This window comes from Streptomyces sp. NPDC001568 (genome assembly GCF_042893755.1).
Lineage (GTDB): Bacteria > Actinomycetota > Actinomycetes > Streptomycetales > Streptomycetaceae > Streptomyces.
Genome location: NZ_JBIAVF010000007.1, coordinates 374777 through 391228 on the forward strand (window position 1 = coordinate 374777; position 16452 = coordinate 391228).

A 16452-nucleotide genomic window follows, 5' to 3' on the forward strand; every position below is an offset into this window, starting at 1 on the left:
AGTTCGCAGTCGTGAGGAGCCTTCTTTGCGCAGAGACGCCACACCCCGGCGCTACCTGATGTGCCCACCGGCACACTTCAAGGTCACGTACTCCATCAACCCGTGGATGGACCCCACGAAACCGGTGGACCTGCCCCTGGCCCAGGCCCAGTGGGAAGACCTCCGGGACCGCTACCGGGCCCTCGGGCACACCGTCGAGACCCTCGTGCCGCACCCCGACCTGCCCGACATGGTCTACGCGGCCAACGGGGCCCTCGTCGTCGACGGCCGGGTCCTGGGGGCCAGGTTCGCCCACCCGGAACGCACCGCCGAGGCGGAGATCCACCTCGACTGGTTCCGCTCGCACGGCTTCCAGGACGTCCACGAACCGGCCCACGTCAACGAGGGCGAGGGCGACTTCGCCGTCACCGCCACCTACATCCTCGCCGGCCGGGGCTTCCGCTCCAGCCCCCTCTCGCACGACGAGGCCCAGGAGTTCTTCGGCCGCCCCGTCATCGGTCTCGACCTGGTGGACCCGCGCTTCTACCACCTGGACACGGCCCTGTGCGTGCTCGACGGGGACGAGATCATGTACCACCCGCAGGCCTTCTCGCCCGGGAGCCGGGCGGTACTGCGCCGGCTCTTCCCCGACGCCCTGCTCGTGGACACCCCGGACGCGGAGGCCTTCGGGCTGAACTCCGTCTCGGACGGCCTGCACGTCCTGCTCCCGCAGGCGGCGGCCGGACTGCTCGCACCGTTGCGCGAGCGCGGCTTCGAGCCCGTCCCGATGGACCTGGGCGAACTGCTCAAGGGCGGCGGCAGCGTGAAGTGCTGCACGCAGGAACTGAGGCCCGCGCCCCCCGGGGACTGACCGCCCCCCGGGGGATGCGCGGACGTACGGGGCCCGCGGGCCCCGCGGGGCCTACGCGTCCTGCGGGTCCTGCGGGTCCCCGGTCCCGGCCGGCGGCCACGCGTCGCCCCAGTCGGCGTTCCGCGCCGCCTTGTAGAGGCCGCCGTGGCGCTTCGTCACGGTGGCCCGGGTCAGGCCCTGCTCCAGGGGGCCGCACAGCTCCAGCTGGACGAGCCCCTTGCGGATCTGCGGCCGCCGCGTGATCCGGGAGGGGACCGGCGTCACCGGGAAGCGGGTCGCGGCGACGTAGCTGAACTTCTCGTCCTCGTACGCGAGGGAGCCGCCCTTGACCTGACGGTGCAGGGAGGAGCGGCTGACCCGCGCCGAGAAGTGGCACCAGTCCTGCCCGACCTCGATCGGGCAGGTCCCGTCGTGCGGGCAGGGCGCCGCCACGTTCAGCCCGGCCTCGATCAACTGCTCGCGGGCCTCCCGGACGCGCAGGTACCCCTCGGGCGTGCCCGGCTCGACCAGGACGACGGCCTGCCCGGCGCGGGCCGCCTCCGCGACGACGGCCCGCCGGGCCGGCTCCGTCAGCTCGCCGAGCACGTACGACACCGTCACCAGATCGGCGTCGGGCAGCGCGATCCCGGTCCCGATGACGGCCCGGCGCCACTCGGCGCCGCGCAGCACCGCGGACGACGATCGGCCCGCCAGCTCCTTGCCCAGGGCCAGCGCGGGCTCCGCCCAGTCCAGGACCGCCGTCGTACGGGGGCCGTCCCAGGTGGCGTCGACCGCCCAGGTCGCCGCGCCCGTGCCGCCGCCCACGTCCACGTGCGAGGCGGGGGCCCATCGCGGCGCCGCCCCGGCCAGCCCGTCCAGGGCGGACCGTACGGCTTCGAACGTGGCGGGCATCCGGTACGCCGCGTACGCGGCGACGTCGGAACGGTCGCGCAGTACGGGGGTGTCGGTCGGGATCGTGCCCCGGTAGTTGGAGATGAGCCGCTCGACGGCGGCCGTGGCCTGCTTCGGCGGGAGCCCGTCGAGCAGCCCGCCCAGCGCGGACCGGAGGGTTTCGGCGGTGGTCGGGGCGGAGGCGGGGACGGAGACGTTCACCCGGGAAGTTTACGGCGCCCCGAGGGGCCGCCCGGCATCACCGGCACGGCCCCCCGGACGGGCGGACGGACGCCGGCGCCGGGCCGTCCCGCCCGCCCGCGCTCAGCCCGTGGCCGCCATCGGGCCGCGGGGCCGCCACGGCCGGCACATCCCGAAGAAGCAGGCCGCCGACAGCAGCGAACAGGCGACCTGGACCAGCGCCATCGGCACCGCCGTGTCCTCGCCCGCGATCCCGACCAGCGGCGAGGCGATCGCCCCGACGAGGAACGAGGACGTCCCCAGCAGCGCGGACGCCGACCCGGCCGCGTGCGGGGTGCGCATCAGGGCCTGCGCGTTCGTGTTCGGCAGCAGCAGACCCATCGCCGACATCAGCACGAACAGGGCGGCGGCGACCGGGAACAGCCCGACCTCCCCGAACACCCCGGTGGACATCAGCAGCAGCGCCACGGACGCGACGGTGATGACGCCGATGCCGGCGGCCAGTGCCTTGTCCAGGCTGACCCGGCCGACCAGCAGCTTCCCGTTGATCTGGCCGACGACGATCAGCCCGACGGAGTTCACGCCGAACAGCAGGCTGAAGGCCTGCGGGGAGGCCCCGTAGATCTCCTGCACCACGAACGGCGAGGCGGAGATGTACGAGAAGAGCACCGCGAAGGCGAAGCCGCCCGTCAGGGTGTAGCCGGCGAAGACCCGGTCGCCGAGCAGCCCGCGCATGGTCCGCAGGGCCGCCCCCACCCCGCCGGTCTGGCGCCGCTCGGGCGGCAACGTCTCGTCGAGGGTGCGCCAGACGACCGCGGTGAGCGCGGCGCCGACCACGGTCAGCACGACGAAGACCCCGCGCCAGTCGGCGAACCGCAGCACCTGGCCGCCGATCAGCGGCGCGACGATCGGGGCGGCCCCCGATATCAGCATCAGGGTGGAGAAGAACCGGGCCATCTCGACCCCGTCGTACAGGTCGCGCACCACCGCCCGCGCGATGACGATGGCGGCCGCGCCGGCCAGGCCCTGGAGCAGGCGGAAGCCGATCAGCAGCTCGGCGGTCGGGGCCAGGGCGCAGATCGCGGTGGCCAGGACGTAGACGATCATGCCGATCAGCAGGGGCCGGCGACGGCCCCACTTGTCGCTCATCGGGCCGATGACCAGCTGTCCCAGCGCCATGCCTGCGAGGCAGGAGGTGAGGGTGAGCTGGACGGTCGCGGCCGGGCTGTTCAGGGCGTCGGTGACCTCCGGCAGCGCCGGCAGGTACATGTCCATGGACAGCGGGGGGAGGGCGGTGAGCCCGCCCAGCACGAAGGTGACGAGCAGGCCGGTGCGCCGCGCCGCCGCCAGGGGTGCGGGGGCTGCGCCGACTTCCGGGACGCCGACGGCGGCGGCCCCGGCGGTGGGGTTCGGGGCGGGGACGGAGGGTATTTCGGGGGACGGCTCGGGCGACGACCCGTGCGAGGGGGCCGTCGAGGGGCCTCTCTCCGACATGCGGAACTCCAGTCTTTTCATCTGCTTTATGCACCCCTGACCGACCCATGCTCTCAGCTGTCGGAACGTCCGTGGCCCTGCCGTCGGTGTGACGTAGCCTGCGGCCCCATGAGCGCACGTCTGAGCAAGATCGCAGTTGTCACCGGGGCCGGCTCCGGCATCGGCCGCTCCGTGGCCCTGGCCCTCGCGGGGGCCGGCTGGTCCGTTGCCGTGGCCGGACGCCGGACCGGACCCCTGGAGGAAACCGCCGCGGCGGCCGGGGCCGACGCGGACGTGCTCCCCGTACGGGCCGACGTCAGCGACCCCGACGACGTGAACGCGCTCTTCGGGGCCGTGCGCGAGCGCTACGGGCGCCTCGACCTGCTCTTCAACAACGCGGGCACCTTCGGGCCCGGCGGCGTCCCGCTGGAGGACATCTCCTACGAGGCCTGGCGGTCCGTCGTCGACGTCAACCTGACCGGGGCCTTCCTCTGCGCGCAGGCGGCCTTCCGACAGATGAAGGCCCAGGACCCGCAGGGCGGCCGGATCATCAACAACGGCTCCATCTCCGCCCACGTCCCGCGCCCTAACTCCATCGCCTACACGGCGACCAAGCACGCCATGACCGGACTGACGAAGTCCCTCTCCCTGGACGGGCGCCCGCACCGGATCGCCTGCGGGCAGGTCGACATCGGCAACGCGGCGACCGAGATGACCGAGCGCATGCAGACCGGCATCCTCCAGGCCAACGGACAGCTCGCGGTGGAGCCCGTCATGGACGCCGCCGACGTGGCGCGCACCGTGCTGCACATGGCCGAACTGCCGTTGGAGGCCAACGTGCAGTTCGCGACGGTGATGGCGACCGCCATGCCGTACATCGGGCGCGGCTGACCCGCCCCGGGCCACGGCCGACCCCGCCCCCTCGGCGGGCCGTTCGCCGGGAATGGCGCCCGGCCCGCCGGGGTTGAGCCGATCATGACGACTGAAGTGCTGCGCTACACCGCCTTCTCCGAGGACCCCGCCGGCGGCAACCCCGCCGGGGTCGTCCTCGACGCCTCCGCCCTGGACGAGGCCGCGATGCTGGACGTCGCCGCCCGCCTCGGCTACAGCGAGACGGCCTTCCTCACCGGCCCGGCGAGCCCGCCGGCGCCCGGGGAAGCGGCCCCGGAACCCGGCCGAGGCTTCACCGTCCGGTACTTCAGCCCGAAGGCGGAGGTGCCGTTCTGCGGGCACGCCACCGTGGCCGCCGCCGTGGCGCTGGCCGAGCGGATCGGGCCGGGGCAGCTTGTCTTCGAGACCCGGGCCGGCACCGTACCGGTGTCCGTCACCGCCGAGGACGGGCACCTGCGGGCCACCCTGACCAGCGTCGTCCCGCACGTCGAGGACATCGCGGCGGCCGACCTCGCCGAGGCACTGGCCGCGCTCGGCTGGCCGGCCGGCGACCTCGACCCGGAGCTGCCGCCGCGCGTCGCCTACGCCGGCGCCCGCCACCTGGTGATCGGCGCCGCCACCCGCGCCCGCCTCGCCGACCTCGCGTACGACTTCGGCCGACTGGAAGCGCTGATGCGCCGCCTGGACCTCACCACGGTCCAGCTCGTGCACCGCGCCGGCCCGACCCTGTTCCACGTACGGGACCCGTTCCCGGTCGGCGGCGTCGTCGAGGACCCCGCCACCGGAGCCGCCGCGGCCGCCTTCGGGGCGTACGCCCGGCAGCTCGCCCTGGTCCCCGAGGACGCGGTGCTCACCCTCCACCAGGGCGAGGACATGGGCCGCCCCGGCGTCCTGACCGTGGAGCTGCGGGCCGGCGACCCCCGCGTGCGGGTGGCCGGCGCGGGCGTACGCATCCCCTGATGCGGCTGCTCTCGTACCCGGAGGCCGACCTCCCGGAGGAACTCGCCGCCCGGATCGCCGCCCTGGAGGCGACGGCCTGGCCCGGCGCCACCCCCGGGCACGACCCGGCGCTCACCCCGCGGGCGCTGCTCCTGGTGGACGCCGACGGGACGGTCGGCGCCTCGTTGGCGCTGCTCCACAAGGAGGTCCCGGTCGCCGGCCGGACCTGTCGCGCGGCCGGGCTCAGCTCGGTGGTGACCCGGCCGGAGCTGCGCGGGCGGGGCCTCGGCGGCCGACTGGTGGCGGCGGCCCGCGCGGCCCTGGCCGCCGACCCCGCGGTGGACCTGGCCCTGTTCAGCTGCGACCGGCCGCTCGTCCCCTTCTACGAGGCCGCCGGCTTCGGCGCCCTGCCCGGCACCGTCCTGGTCGGCGGCACCCCCGAGGACCCGCTGGCCACCGACGCCCCCGGCTTCGACAAGACCGTCCTGGCGGCGTTCTTCACCCCCGACCCGGACGCCGACCGCGGCGCGCTGAGCGGCACCCGCGTCCCGCTCCACCCGGGGCCCACCGACCGGCTCTGGTGACGGCGCGACCCCGGGGCCCGGTGGCGGCTCAGTCCCGGGCGGTACCGCCCGGGGTCTTCGCCGAGGCCCCGGCGGGCGGTCCCGACGGCTTGCCGGAGCGGACCGGCAGCAGGAACAGCGTCAGGACCACCCCGAGGTACAGCGCCCACACCACGAGCTGGAGGACCGTCGGGTCGGGCTGGAAGTTGAAGACGCCCTTGAGGAGCACCCCGTACCAGCTGTCCGGCGGGACGGCGCCGCTGATGTCGAAGGCCCGGTTCTCCAGGCCGCCGAGGAAACGGGCCTCCTGGAGGTCGTGGACCCCGTACCCGAGGACACCCGCCGCGACGACGACCAGCATGCCGCCGGTCCACGTGAAGAACTTCGACAGGTTGATCCTCAGCGCGCCGCGGTAGAACAGCCAGGCCAGCACGATCGCCGTCGCGATGCCGAGCAGCACCCCGACCAGCGGCGCGGAGGAGCCCTCGCCGCTCGCCCGTACCGAGGCCCATACGAACAGGGCGGTCTCCAGGCCCTCGCGGCCCACCGCGAGGAAGGCGGTGGCCACGAGCGCGCCGGTGCCCAGCGCGAGCGCCGCGTCGAGCCTGCCCTGCAACTCGCCCTTCAGATGGCGCGCGGTGCGCTTCATCCAGAAGACCATCCACGTCACCAGGCCGACCGCGACGATCGACAGGGTGCCGCCGATCAGCTCCTGCGCCTCGAAGGTCAGCTCCTGCGTGCCGAATTCGAGCAGGGCGCCGAAGGCGAGCGAGAGCGCGCAGGCGATCCCGACGCCGATCCACACCGGGCGCAGCGCTGCCCGGTTGTCGGTCTTGACCAGGTAGGCGACCAGGATGCAGACGACGAGGCCCGCTTCCAGTCCCTCGCGCAGGCCGATCAGATAGTTGCCGAACACGGCGGTTCCTCTCCGGAGGGGACTACGCGAACAGCGTCCGGCCCCACCAGTCGTCCTCGTCGTGGACGCCCGGCGGGACGGCGAAGACCGCCGAACCCACGTGCTGGATGTATTCGTTGAGTACGTCGGACTTCGCCAGCGCGCGCTGGATCGGGACGAAGCCCGTTCGGACGTCACGTTGGTAGGCGAGGAAGAACAGGCCCGCGTCGAGCCGGCCCAGGCCGTCCGTGCCGTCGGTGAAGGAGTAGCCGCGCCGCAGGATCGTCGCCCCGTTGTTGGAGTCCGGATGGGCCAGGCGGACGTGCGCCTCGGGCTTCATCGCCTTCAGGAACGGCTCGTCGCGCTCCTTGGACTTGCCGACGGGAGCGCCCTCGCCCTTGTCCCGGCCGAAGATGTCCTCCTGCTCCTGGAGCGAGGTGCGGTCCCAGGTCTCGATGTTCATCCGGATGCGCCGGGCGACCAGGTACGAGCCGCCGGCCATCCAGTCCGCGCCGTCCCCGGCGGCGGCCCACACGTGCTTGTCCAGGGCGGCGGTGTCGGTGCCGGAGATGTTCCGGGTGCCGTCCTTGAAGCCCATCATGTTGCGCGGGGTCTGCTCGTCGGGCGTGGTGGACGAGGTCTTGCCGAAACCGAGCTGCGACCAGCGCATCGCGGTCCGGCCGAAGCCGATGCGGGCGAGCTGTCGGATGGCGTGGACGGCGACCTGCGGGTCGTCGGCGCAGGCCTGGACGCAGAGGTCGCCGCCGGAGCGGGTCGGGTCCAGGTTGTCGCCGGGGAAGAGCTCCAGGTCGACGAGGGCCGCCGGGCGCCGGCCCTCCAACCCGAAGCGGTCCTTGGCGAACAGGCCCGGGCCGAAGCCGATGGTCAGGGTGAGGCGCGAGGCCTTCAGTCCGAGCGCCTCACCGGTGTCGTCCGGCGGAGCCTCGGGGAGGCCGCCGAATCCGCCCTCGCCGACCGGCAGGCCGGCCGTCATCAGCCGGGCGGCCGTGGTCCACTCCTTGAGCAGCGCGACCAGTTCGGCGCGGTCCTTGGTCTTCACGTCGAAGGCCGCGAAGTGCAGCCGGTCCTGGACGGGCGTGGCGATGCCCGCCTGGTGCGGGCCGTGGAAGGGGACGGCCGCGCCGGACATGCCGGCCGGGACCTGGTCCGATCCGGCGCGCAGCGCGGCGACCGCGCCACCGGTCGCGGCGGCGCCGAGCGCGAGCCCGGCCCCGCCCCAGCCGAGCAGGGCGCGGCGCGAGGGACCGTCCGCCGTGCCGCCGGTCTTTTCCGGGCCGGGTACCGACTCGACCATCTGCTTCTCCCGCCTCTCCCGTCCCGTCCGCTACTTGGCGACCGCGGCGGCCAGCTTCGACAGCGGCTCCGCCAGCGCGTTCACGCCGTCCGAGAGCTCCTTGCGGTCCGCCTCGCCGACCTTGTCGTAGGCGGTGAACTCGTAGGAGGTCTTGTCGGCGCGGTACTTGTCGAGGAGCAGGGTCAGCGCGGCGAACTGGGTGTCGAGCTGCTTGGTGAGCGCCGGGTCGTTCTTCTCGGCGGTCGGCTTCAGCAGTTCGTAGGACTTCTGCGCGCCCTCGACGTTGGCCTTGAAGTCGACGAGGTCGGTGTGGCTGTAGCGCTCCTCCTCGCCGGTGACCTTGCCGGTGGCGACCTCGTCGAGGAGTTCCTTGGCGCCGTTGGCCATGGACGTGGGGGTGATCTCCGCCTGGCCGACCTTCTTCTGCCAGTCGGTGAGGTCGGCGATCAGGGTGTCGGCGAGCTTCTTGTCGTTGTCGTCGATCTTGTTGTCCTGGAAGAGGGACTTCTCCAGGCGGTGCCAGCCGGTCCAGTCCTTGGCCGGGTCCTGGCCGGCCTCCAGGCCGTCCTCGCGGACGTCGACCTTCGGGTCGATGTCGCCGAAGGACTCGGCGACCGGCTCGGTGCGCTCCCAACCGATGCGGGAGGGCGCGTACGCCTTCTTCGCGGCCTCGACGTCCCCGGCCTTGACGGCGTCGGCGAACGCGCGGGCCTTCGGGAGCGTCTCGTCGGCCTGCTCCTGCACGTACTTGCGGTACGCGGCGACCGCGGTGTCCAGCTCGGGGCTGCGCTTCTCGCCGCCGCCCTGGCCGGTGGCCCTGACCTTCTGGCGGATGCCGTCGCCCTTCATGCCGGGCTTGCAGACGATCTCGTAGTCGCCGGCCTTGATCTCCGCGGTGATGGAGGCCTTGGTGCCGGGGCCGATGTTCTCCCGCTCGGTGACGATCCGGTCGTCCGGGAAGAGCACGTAGAGCTCGGTGACCTTGGAGCCCTTGTTCTCGACGTCGATGGTGACCTTGCCCGCCGGGAACTCCTTCGCGGAGACCTCGCAGGCGCTGTCGGACGCCTTCACGCTGATCGCGTCGGATCCCGCACCGCCGCTCTTCTCGGCGCAGCCGGTGACGCCGGTGAGCGCGGCCACGGCGGCGGCCGCGGTGAGGACGGTGATGCGGGCGGGGCGCATGGGGGCTCCTGGCGAGGCTGAGGGCGGGGGAGAGGCCGGTGAGGCAGGCCTAACTTAACCGAGGCTTACCTCACCTCAACCCACGCGTCCAGTGAATCACCTCTCATATTTCCGCCCGGGACACAAGCCCGTCACGGCCCCGCCATTTCGCTCTCAAGCAGCGGTCAAGCGCGGGTCAAGTCGGGGCCCGCGGCCCGGTCGGCGCGGTGGCCGGCGGGTCCCGGTCCGGCCTGCGCGCGCAGCGGGACGACGAGCGGCGCGCCGGTGCGCGGGTGCGGGAACACCTCCACCGGCTGCCGGTAGACCCGGCTCAGCAGTTCGTCCCGGAAGACCTCGGCCGGGGGGCCGTCCGCCGCGAGCCGCCCGTCGTGGAGCACGGCCGCGCGGTCCGCGTACGCCGCCGCCAGCCCGAGGTCGTGCAGGACGACGACCACGGCGTCCCCGGCCGCCGCCCGCTCCCGGCAGATCCGCAGCACCAGTTCCTGGTGGCGCAGGTCCAGGGCCGCCGTGGGCTCGTCGAGCAGCAGCAGCGGGGCCCGCTGGGCGAGGACGCGGGCCAGCGCGACACGGGCCCGTTCGCCGCCGGACAGGGCGGAGAAGGGGCGTTCGGCGAAGTGGCCGACCTCGGTGGCGGCCATGGCGGCGGCCACCTCCTCCTCGTCCGCGTCGGCGAACGCGGTGCCCGCCCAGGGCGCGCGGCCCATCCGTACGACGTCCGCGACGGGGAAGGGGAAGGACAGGGCGGCCGACTGGGGGAGCACGGAGCGACGCAGGGCCAGATCGGGCGCCGACCAGTCGCCCACCGGGCGCCCGCCGATCCGTACGGTCCCGGAGGTGGCGGGCAGGTCGGCGGCGAGCGCGGCGAGCAGGGTGGACTTCCCCGCGCCGTTCGGTCCGACCAGCGCCAGCACCTCGCCCGCCACGGCGGTCAGGCCGATCCCGGCGAGGACCTCGCGGTTCCCGAGCCGCAGGTGCAGGTCCTCGACCTCGGCGAGCGCCGCGCCGGGCAGCGGTCTTTCCGGGAGGGTCCGCGTGCGCCGGCCGAACAACCCGGTCAGCTTGCTGGTCACGCCCAGCCTCCTTGCTTGCGGCGGGTGCGACGCAGCAGCCAGAAGAAGAACGGGCTGCCGATCAGGGCGGTCAGCACGCCGAGGGGCAACTCGGCGGGCTGGGCGAGGGTACGGGCGGCCAGGTCGCCGGCGAGCAGGACGAGGGCCCCGGCCAGCGCGCTGCCGGGCACCAGGAACCGGTGCCCGGGGCCGTTCGCCATCCGCAGCAGGTGCGGGACGAGCAGGCCGACGAAGGTGATGACGCCCGCGACGGCGACGGCCGCCGCCGTCAGCAGCGCCACCACCAGGATCAGGGCCAGGCGCAGCCGTTCGACGTCGATGCCGAGGTGACGGGCCGGGCGCTCGCCGAGCGCGAGCAGGTCGAGCTTGCGGGCGTAGAAGGGGGCGACGAGCAGACCGGCGAGCGCGCAGGGGAGCACGGCGAGCACCTTGGGCCAGGTGGCCTGGGCGAGCGAGCCGAGCTGCCAGAAGGTGATCTGGTTGACCTGGCCGCTGTCCGCGAAAAAGATGAACATGCCGATCAGGGCGCCCGCGAAGGCGTTCACGGCGATGCCGGTGAGGATCAGGGTGACGACCTCGGTGCGGCCCCCGTTGCGGGACAGCACGTACACGGCGCCGACGGTGATCAGACCCGCGACGAAGGCGCAGGCCGTGATGGTCCAGTTCCCGAGGAAGCTGAGGCCCAGTCCGATCGCGGCGACCGCGCCGACGGCGGCGCCCGCCGAGATGCCGATCACGCCGGGCTCGGCGAGCGGGTTGCCGAAGACGCCCTGCATCAGGGCGCCCGCGCAGCCGAGGCTGGATCCGACCAGCAGCGCGAGCACGACGCGGGGCAGGCGTACGTTCCACAGCACGCTCTCCCCGACCCGGTCGAGGGCGGCCCCGCCGAGGCCCATGCGGTGCTGCACGGAGGCGAGTACGTCCCCGGTCGGGATGCGGTACGCGCCGGTCCCGGCGGACAGCAGCGCGAGCGCGACGAGGGCGGCGGCGAGGACGACGGTGAGCACCAGCGCCCGGCGCCCGCGCGGCGTGGCGGCGCCCGCGCCGGATCCGTCGGGTCGGGCGGGTCCGTCGGGTCGGGTGGGCGCCCCGGGGCGCCCGGGGCCCGCGGGCCGGTCCGACGGCGCGGGCGCGGCCGGCCGGTCCGCGGCGGAACCGGTCGCCTGCGGGGGATCGTAGGAGAGGGTCATGCTCAGGCGCCCTTGCCGTAGAGCTGCGCGACCAGGGAGGAGAGCACCTGGTCGGTGCGGGGGCCGTAGTTGAGCAGCACGCCGTCGTCGACGGAGACCACCCGACGGTCCATGCCGGCCGGGGTCTGGGCGACGCCCGGGACCTTGACCAGGCCGTCGACCCCGCCGACCGACTCGAGGCCCTTGGTCATGACCAGGATCGCGTCGGGCGCGGCGGCGGCGAGGGCCTCGCTGGTGATCGGGGTGAAGTCCTTGCCGAGGCCGGACTCCTTGCCGGTGTCGACGGCGCCCGCGGCCTCCAGCAGCGAGGCCGCGCCGGAGTCGGAGCCGCCGAGCAGGTACACGGAGGCGGTGCCGCGCAGGTAGAGGAAGGCCACGCGGGGCTTCTTCCCGGAGGCGGCCGGAACGTCCTTGCGGGCGGCGGCGATCCGGTCGGCGGTGCGCTGCTTGAGCTGCGCACCGGCGTCCTGGACGCCCAGCGCGCCGGCCACCGCGTCGATCCGCTTCGGGACGTCCTCCAGCGTCTTGGCGGGGGCGATCACCAGGACCGGGATGCCGGCGTCACGGATCTGCTGAATCGCTTCCGCGGGCCCGGTGGTGGTCTCGGCGAGCACCAGCGTCGGGCGCAGCGACAACACGCTCTCGGCGGAGACGTCGTGTCCACGTGTCACCACCGGCAGGGCGGAGGCCTGCTCGAAGGTGGCGGTGATGTCCCGGGCGACGACCTGCCGGCCGAGCCCGAGGGTCTGGACGATCTCGTTGAGGCTGCCCGTCAGCGGAATGATCCGCTCGGCCGAGGCGACGGTCACCCGGGCGCCGTCCGCCGAGGACACCGTCACCGGCAGGGCCGGAACCGGTGCGGCGGTGAGCGGTTCGATCCGGTCGGGGACGGCCGAGGCGCTCGACGCGGGGGAATTTCCGGGGGTGGCCGTACCTCCGCAACCCGTCACCGCGAGGGCCAGCGCCACGAGGGCAACGGCGAGGCGGGGGAAGCGGTTTGACGCGGCGGGCGTAGGCACGAAGGCACCGTCCTGATCGTCCGACTGGGGGCTCTGAGGTTCTGCCGGCGTGAGGGTTCCCCCCACGACCGGGATAGCTTAGGTTAGCCTAACCTCGCTTGCTAGACCCTGGAGGGGACATTCATGCCCGCAAGACCCGTCCGTGTGTTCGCCGTCGCCCTGCTGGCGGCCCTGCTGGGGGCCCTGCTCCCGGCCACCGCGGCTCATGCGGCGAGCCGTACCGTACAGGGCGGCCGACTGGACTGGGGCCTCAAGTCCTCCTTCCAGAGCTACGTCACCGGACCCATCGCCAAGGGCGGCTTCAAGCTGCGCGGCGGAGCCGCCACCGTCGGCGGCAGCCTCTTCCGCTTCCACTCGGCGAACGGCTCCTACGACCCGGACACGGGTGAGTTCACGGCGGCCTTCACCGGCGGCGTCGCCTTCCAGGGCCACCAGAAGCCCGACGGCGCGTACGAGCTGGACATGACCGTCAGTCGGCCGACCGTCAAGATCTCGGGCGGCGCCGGCACCCTCTACCTGGACGTCTCCAGCAAGGCCAAGGACACCGGGGCGGTCACCAACCAGTCCCAGGTCCCCTTCGCCACGCTGGGCCTGCGCGGCATCAACATGTTGGGCGGCGGCACCCCGCTCGCCCTCACCAACGTCCCGGCCACCCTCACGGAACAGGGCGCCAAGGCCTTCGCCGGCTACTACCAGGCCGGCGCGCAGCTCGATCCGCTCTCGCTGTCCGCCGACGTCTTGGCCCCGGCCGCCGAACAGCCCGCGCAGCAGCCCGCGCAGACGCCGAGCACCCCGGCCGCGACCCCGCAGACGCAGGGCGCCTTCACCGACGCCGCCGTCGACTGGGGCATCCGCCGGACCTTCCGCGAGTACGTCTCCGGTTCCATCGGCCAGGGCAAGTGGACCCTCACCGACGGCGCCCAGGACGGCGGAGCCCTCTTCCGCTTCCCCCAGGGCAAGGGCTCGTACGACGGCGCGAAGGGGACCCTGGACGCCGCGTTCGCCGGTACCGTCCACTTCACCGGCGCCCACCTCGACCTCAAGCTCGCCCAGGTCGGCGTGAAGGTCGAGAACGGCAAGGGCGTCCTGTCCGCCGACGTCACCACCGGCGCGGAGACCAAGAACGCGGTGCCCCTCGTCGAGTTCGACGCGAAGGCGCTGAAGACCGAGGGCAACCTCGCCACCGTGACCGAGGCCCCGGCCACCCTCACCGAGGGCGGCTCCCAGGCCTTCAACTCGATGTACAAGGCCGGCACCGAGATGGACCCGATCTCGCTCGCCGTCGCCCTGGACGCGGGCGCGCGGCTGCCCGCCCTGCCCGACCTGGGTTCCACCGCCGCCCCCGCGCCGGCCCCCCGGGCGGCCTCGCCGTCCGCGACCCCCGCCCCGGCGCCGGCCGCCGCGGCGACCGAGTCCTCCGACACCGGGCTGTACGTCGCCCTCGCCGCGGCCGTCCTGGTCCTGGCGGGCGGCGCGGCCTTCCTGGTGCTGCGGTCCCGCCGCGCGAACGCGGCCGAGTCCGCGGCCTCCGCGCCCGCGTCCCCCGACGCGCCGTAGCGCCCGCCCACCCCCCTTCGTTTCTTTCCGGTCCTTCAGGAGTACCCAGCCATGTCGTCCCACCGCCGTCCGATCGCCGTCGCGGCCGCCGTACTCACCGCGGCCGCCCTCGGCACCACCGCCTTCGTCCTGCCCGCGACCGCCAACGGCAACGCCCCGGCCGTCGCCGCGCAGGCCGCCGCCGCTCCCATCCCGGTGCTCGACGGCACCCTCGACTGGGGCGTGCTGACGAGCCTGCGCGAGTACGTGAAGGGCGTCGGCTCCGTCACCGTGCAGGACGGTGCCACCGAGATACCCGGCGGCTTCCGCTTCGGTCGGGCGACCGGTCAGTACGACAAGGACGGCGGCCACGTCGTCACCGCGGCCTTCAAGGGCCGGGTGGTCTTCGACGCGAGCGCGCACGGGTTCGTCGTCAAGATGGAGAACTTCCGGATCGACACCGGTACGAAGAAGCTGACGGCCGACGTCACCAAGAACGGCACGCTCACGCCGAACGTCCCCGTCGCGGACGTGGCGTTCGCCGGAATGAACATGGCCGGCCTCGGCACCAAGCTGACCCCCGAGTTCGCCGCCGTGTTCGGTCGCCCCGCCTACTCGGGAGCGGTCGGCGACAAGGTGACGGTGGCGCTGGAGTTCCCGCCGCCGCCGGTGACCCCGCCGGTGACCCCGCCGGTGACCCCGCCCGTGACTCCGCCGGTGACCCCGCCGGTGACCCCGCCCGTCACTCCGCCGGTGACTCCGCCCGTCACTCCGCCCGTGACTCCGCCGGTGACCCCGCCCGTGACGCCGCCCGTCACCCCGCCGGTGACGCCGCCCGTCGACGGCCCGCAGAAGATCCTCAGCGGCAAGCTGACCTGGGGCATCATGCAGTCCTTCCGCGAGTACGTCGGCGAGAAGGGCATCACCGCGTCCGGCGGCGCCGTCAAGAGCGGCAACACCTACGCGTTCGCCTTCGGCAAGGGCGAGCTGGACACCAAGAACCGGAAGCTGAACGCCGCCTTCGACGGCACCCTGCGCTTCGAGTACGCGGCGCACGGCCTCGACCTGACGTTCAGCAACATCCGCGTCGTCGGCAACGGCGGGACCGGCACGCTGACCCTCGACGCGAAGACGGCGGCGGGCCTGCGCAAGGACGTCCCGTTCGCGACGCTCGACCTGTCGAAGGTCGAGTACAAGACCAAGGGCGGCCTGCTGGCCCTCAACGCGGTCCCCGCCGTCTTCACCGAGCAGGGCTCCGCCGTCTTCGCCAACGACAACGCCGTCCTGGACAAGTACAAGCCGGGCAAGCCGATGGACTCCCTCGACCTCTCGGTGGCCGTGGACAAGGACGTCACCCTCCCGCCGGCCGGCACCGGCGGCAGCGGTTCCTCGGGCGGCGGCAGCACCACGGGCGGCAGCGCCAACGGTGGCGCCGTGGGCGGCGGTTCGGTCGGCGGCGCCGGTTCGGCCGCCGGTGGCGGCGGTTCCGTCGGCGGCAACCTGGCCACCACAGGCTCCGAGATCCCGGCCGGCGCCCTCCTCGGCGCCTCCGGCCTGGTGATCGCCGCCGGAGCGGGCGCGGTGTTCGCCGCCCGCCGGCGCCGTACGGCCCAGGCCTGAGCCGTGTTTGAATGCCCGCGTGAACGATCTGGATGTGATCAAGGTCTTCTGCGCGGGTGACGGCCGCTTCGGCAATCCGCTCGGAGTGGTCCGCGACGGCCGCACCTGCCCGGACGACGCGTCCCGGCAGGCGCTGGCCGCCGAACTCGGCTACAGCGAGACGGTGTTCGTCGACGACCCCGAACGCGGGGTCGTCGACATCCGCACGCCCGGCACTCGGATGGCCTTTGCCGGACACCCGCTCGTCGGCGTCGCCTGGTTGCTCGACATCGAGGAGCTCAACCCACCGGCCGGCTCCGTATGGGCCCGCGGCGACGGGGAGTTCACCTGGATCACGGCCCGTCCCGAGTGGGTCACCGACAAGCGCACCGAGCAGTACGCGAGCGCGGCCGAGGTCGACGCCCTGCCCGCCCCGCCCCCGGGCGAGGGCTGGCTGTACGCCTGGGCCTGGGAGGACGAGGCCGCCGGCCGGATCCGGGCCCGCGGCTTCCCCCGGCGCCCCGACGGCGCCGTCACCGAGGACGAGGCCACCGGCTCGGCGGCGATCCTGCTGAGCGCGCAGCTCGGCCGCGCCCTGAACATCACCCAGGGCCAGGGCTCGCAGATCCTCACCGCTCCCGCGCCCGACGGCACGATCGAGATCGGCGGCCGCGTCCGCTTCGCCGACTGACCGGGCCTGTCGGACCCGAACACGACAGCGGGGCCGGGGCCCCGCGCGGGCCCCCCCCGCCGCCCCCCCCGGGGGGGGGGGGGGCGGGGGGCGGCGGGGGGGGGGGGGCGCCCGCCCCCGCGTCCACGCGCCCGCGGGGGGCACGGGGGGGGGGGGGCCGAGCGCGGA

At 73.9% G+C, this 16452-nt stretch carries 15 protein-coding genes; 7 read left to right on the forward strand and 8 right to left on the reverse strand.

Features of this window, described 5'->3' with window-relative positions; genetic code table 11:
- Window positions 1-25: 25 nt before the first annotated feature.
- Window positions 26-850 carry a dimethylargininase gene (gene ddaH / locus ACFY0I_RS16010; RefSeq protein WP_388895263.1) on the forward strand — a complete coding sequence of 275 codons (825 nt, stop codon included), beginning with the start codon at window positions 26-28 and terminating at the stop codon, window positions 848-850.
- 51 nt (window positions 851-901) lie between these two features.
- On the opposite strand, the gene ACFY0I_RS16015 is transcribed toward ddaH, so the two are convergent.
- Window positions 902-1942, reverse strand: coding sequence for a small ribosomal subunit Rsm22 family protein (locus ACFY0I_RS16015; protein WP_388895267.1), 1041 nt, complete (start codon window positions 1940-1942; stop codon window positions 902-904).
- Window positions 1943-2044: 102 nt separating this feature from the next.
- Entirely contained in the window at window positions 2045-3415 is a 1371-nt protein-coding gene (locus ACFY0I_RS16020; protein WP_388895270.1) for a multidrug effflux MFS transporter, read from the reverse strand.
- A gap of 108 nt (window positions 3416-3523) precedes the next feature.
- On the opposite strand from ACFY0I_RS16020, the gene ACFY0I_RS16025 reads away from it, so the two are divergent.
- From ACFY0I_RS16025 to ACFY0I_RS16035, 3 genes are all read left to right on the forward strand, one after another.
- The gene (locus tag ACFY0I_RS16025) at window positions 3524-4285 is read left to right on the forward strand and encodes an SDR family oxidoreductase (protein WP_388895273.1); all 762 of its coding nucleotides are present in this window, start codon (window positions 3524-3526) and stop codon (window positions 4283-4285) included.
- A gap of 84 nt (window positions 4286-4369) precedes the next feature.
- Window positions 4370-5245: a PhzF family phenazine biosynthesis protein gene (locus ACFY0I_RS16030; RefSeq protein ID WP_388895275.1), complete on the forward strand. Its 876-nt coding sequence runs from the start codon at window positions 4370-4372 to the stop codon at window positions 5243-5245.
- Window positions 5245-5808: a GNAT family N-acetyltransferase gene (locus ACFY0I_RS16035; RefSeq protein ID WP_388895278.1), complete on the forward strand. Its 564-nt coding sequence runs from the start codon at window positions 5245-5247 to the stop codon at window positions 5806-5808. Before ACFY0I_RS16030 ends, ACFY0I_RS16035 begins: the two co-directional genes overlap by 1 nt.
- 28 nt (window positions 5809-5836) lie before the next feature.
- Here the strand turns inward: ACFY0I_RS16035 and efeU are convergent, their stop codons facing one another.
- From efeU to ACFY0I_RS16065, 6 genes are all read right to left on the reverse strand, one after another.
- Complete coding sequence (gene efeU, locus ACFY0I_RS16040) at window positions 5837-6703, reverse strand: iron uptake transporter permease EfeU (RefSeq protein WP_388895281.1); 867 nt, start codon at window positions 6701-6703, stop codon at window positions 5837-5839.
- Between the two features lie 22 nt (window positions 6704-6725).
- On the reverse strand, window positions 6726-7997 hold the full coding sequence (gene efeB, locus ACFY0I_RS16045; protein ID WP_388895285.1) for an iron uptake transporter deferrochelatase/peroxidase subunit: 1272 nt from the start codon (window positions 7995-7997) through the stop codon (window positions 6726-6728).
- A gap of 30 nt (window positions 7998-8027) precedes the next feature.
- Window positions 8028-9179 carry an iron uptake system protein EfeO gene (gene efeO / locus ACFY0I_RS16050; RefSeq protein WP_388895288.1) on the reverse strand — a complete coding sequence of 384 codons (1152 nt, stop codon included), beginning with the start codon at window positions 9177-9179 and terminating at the stop codon, window positions 8028-8030.
- 164 nt (window positions 9180-9343) lie between these two features.
- Complete coding sequence (locus ACFY0I_RS16055; RefSeq protein WP_388895291.1) at window positions 9344-10249, reverse strand: heme ABC transporter ATP-binding protein; 906 nt, start codon at window positions 10247-10249, stop codon at window positions 9344-9346.
- Complete coding sequence (locus ACFY0I_RS16060; RefSeq protein ID WP_388895294.1) at window positions 10246-11439, reverse strand: FecCD family ABC transporter permease; 1194 nt, start codon at window positions 11437-11439, stop codon at window positions 10246-10248. The genes ACFY0I_RS16055 and ACFY0I_RS16060 overlap by 4 nt, the downstream gene beginning before the upstream one ends.
- A gap of 2 nt (window positions 11440-11441) precedes the next feature.
- On the reverse strand, window positions 11442-12458 hold the full coding sequence (locus ACFY0I_RS16065; protein ID WP_388895297.1) for a hemin ABC transporter substrate-binding protein: 1017 nt from the start codon (window positions 12456-12458) through the stop codon (window positions 11442-11444).
- Window positions 12459-12581: 123 nt separating this feature from the next.
- On the opposite strand from ACFY0I_RS16065, the gene ACFY0I_RS16070 reads away from it, so the two are divergent.
- Genes ACFY0I_RS16070 through ACFY0I_RS16080 form a run of 3 tightly spaced genes read left to right on the forward strand, consistent with a single transcriptional unit; the run spans window position 12582 to window position 16284 of the window.
- The gene (locus ACFY0I_RS16070) at window positions 12582-14015 is read left to right on the forward strand and encodes an HtaA domain-containing protein (RefSeq protein ID WP_388895300.1); all 1434 of its coding nucleotides are present in this window, start codon (window positions 12582-12584) and stop codon (window positions 14013-14015) included.
- Between the two features lie 51 nt (window positions 14016-14066).
- Window positions 14067-15614: an HtaA domain-containing protein gene (locus tag ACFY0I_RS16075; protein WP_388895302.1), complete on the forward strand. Its 1548-nt coding sequence runs from the start codon at window positions 14067-14069 to the stop codon at window positions 15612-15614.
- 19 nt (window positions 15615-15633) lie between these two features.
- Window positions 15634-16284: a PhzF family phenazine biosynthesis protein gene (locus tag ACFY0I_RS16080; protein ID WP_388895305.1), complete on the forward strand. Its 651-nt coding sequence runs from the start codon at window positions 15634-15636 to the stop codon at window positions 16282-16284.
- The last annotated feature ends 168 nt before the right edge of the window (window positions 16285-16452 follow it).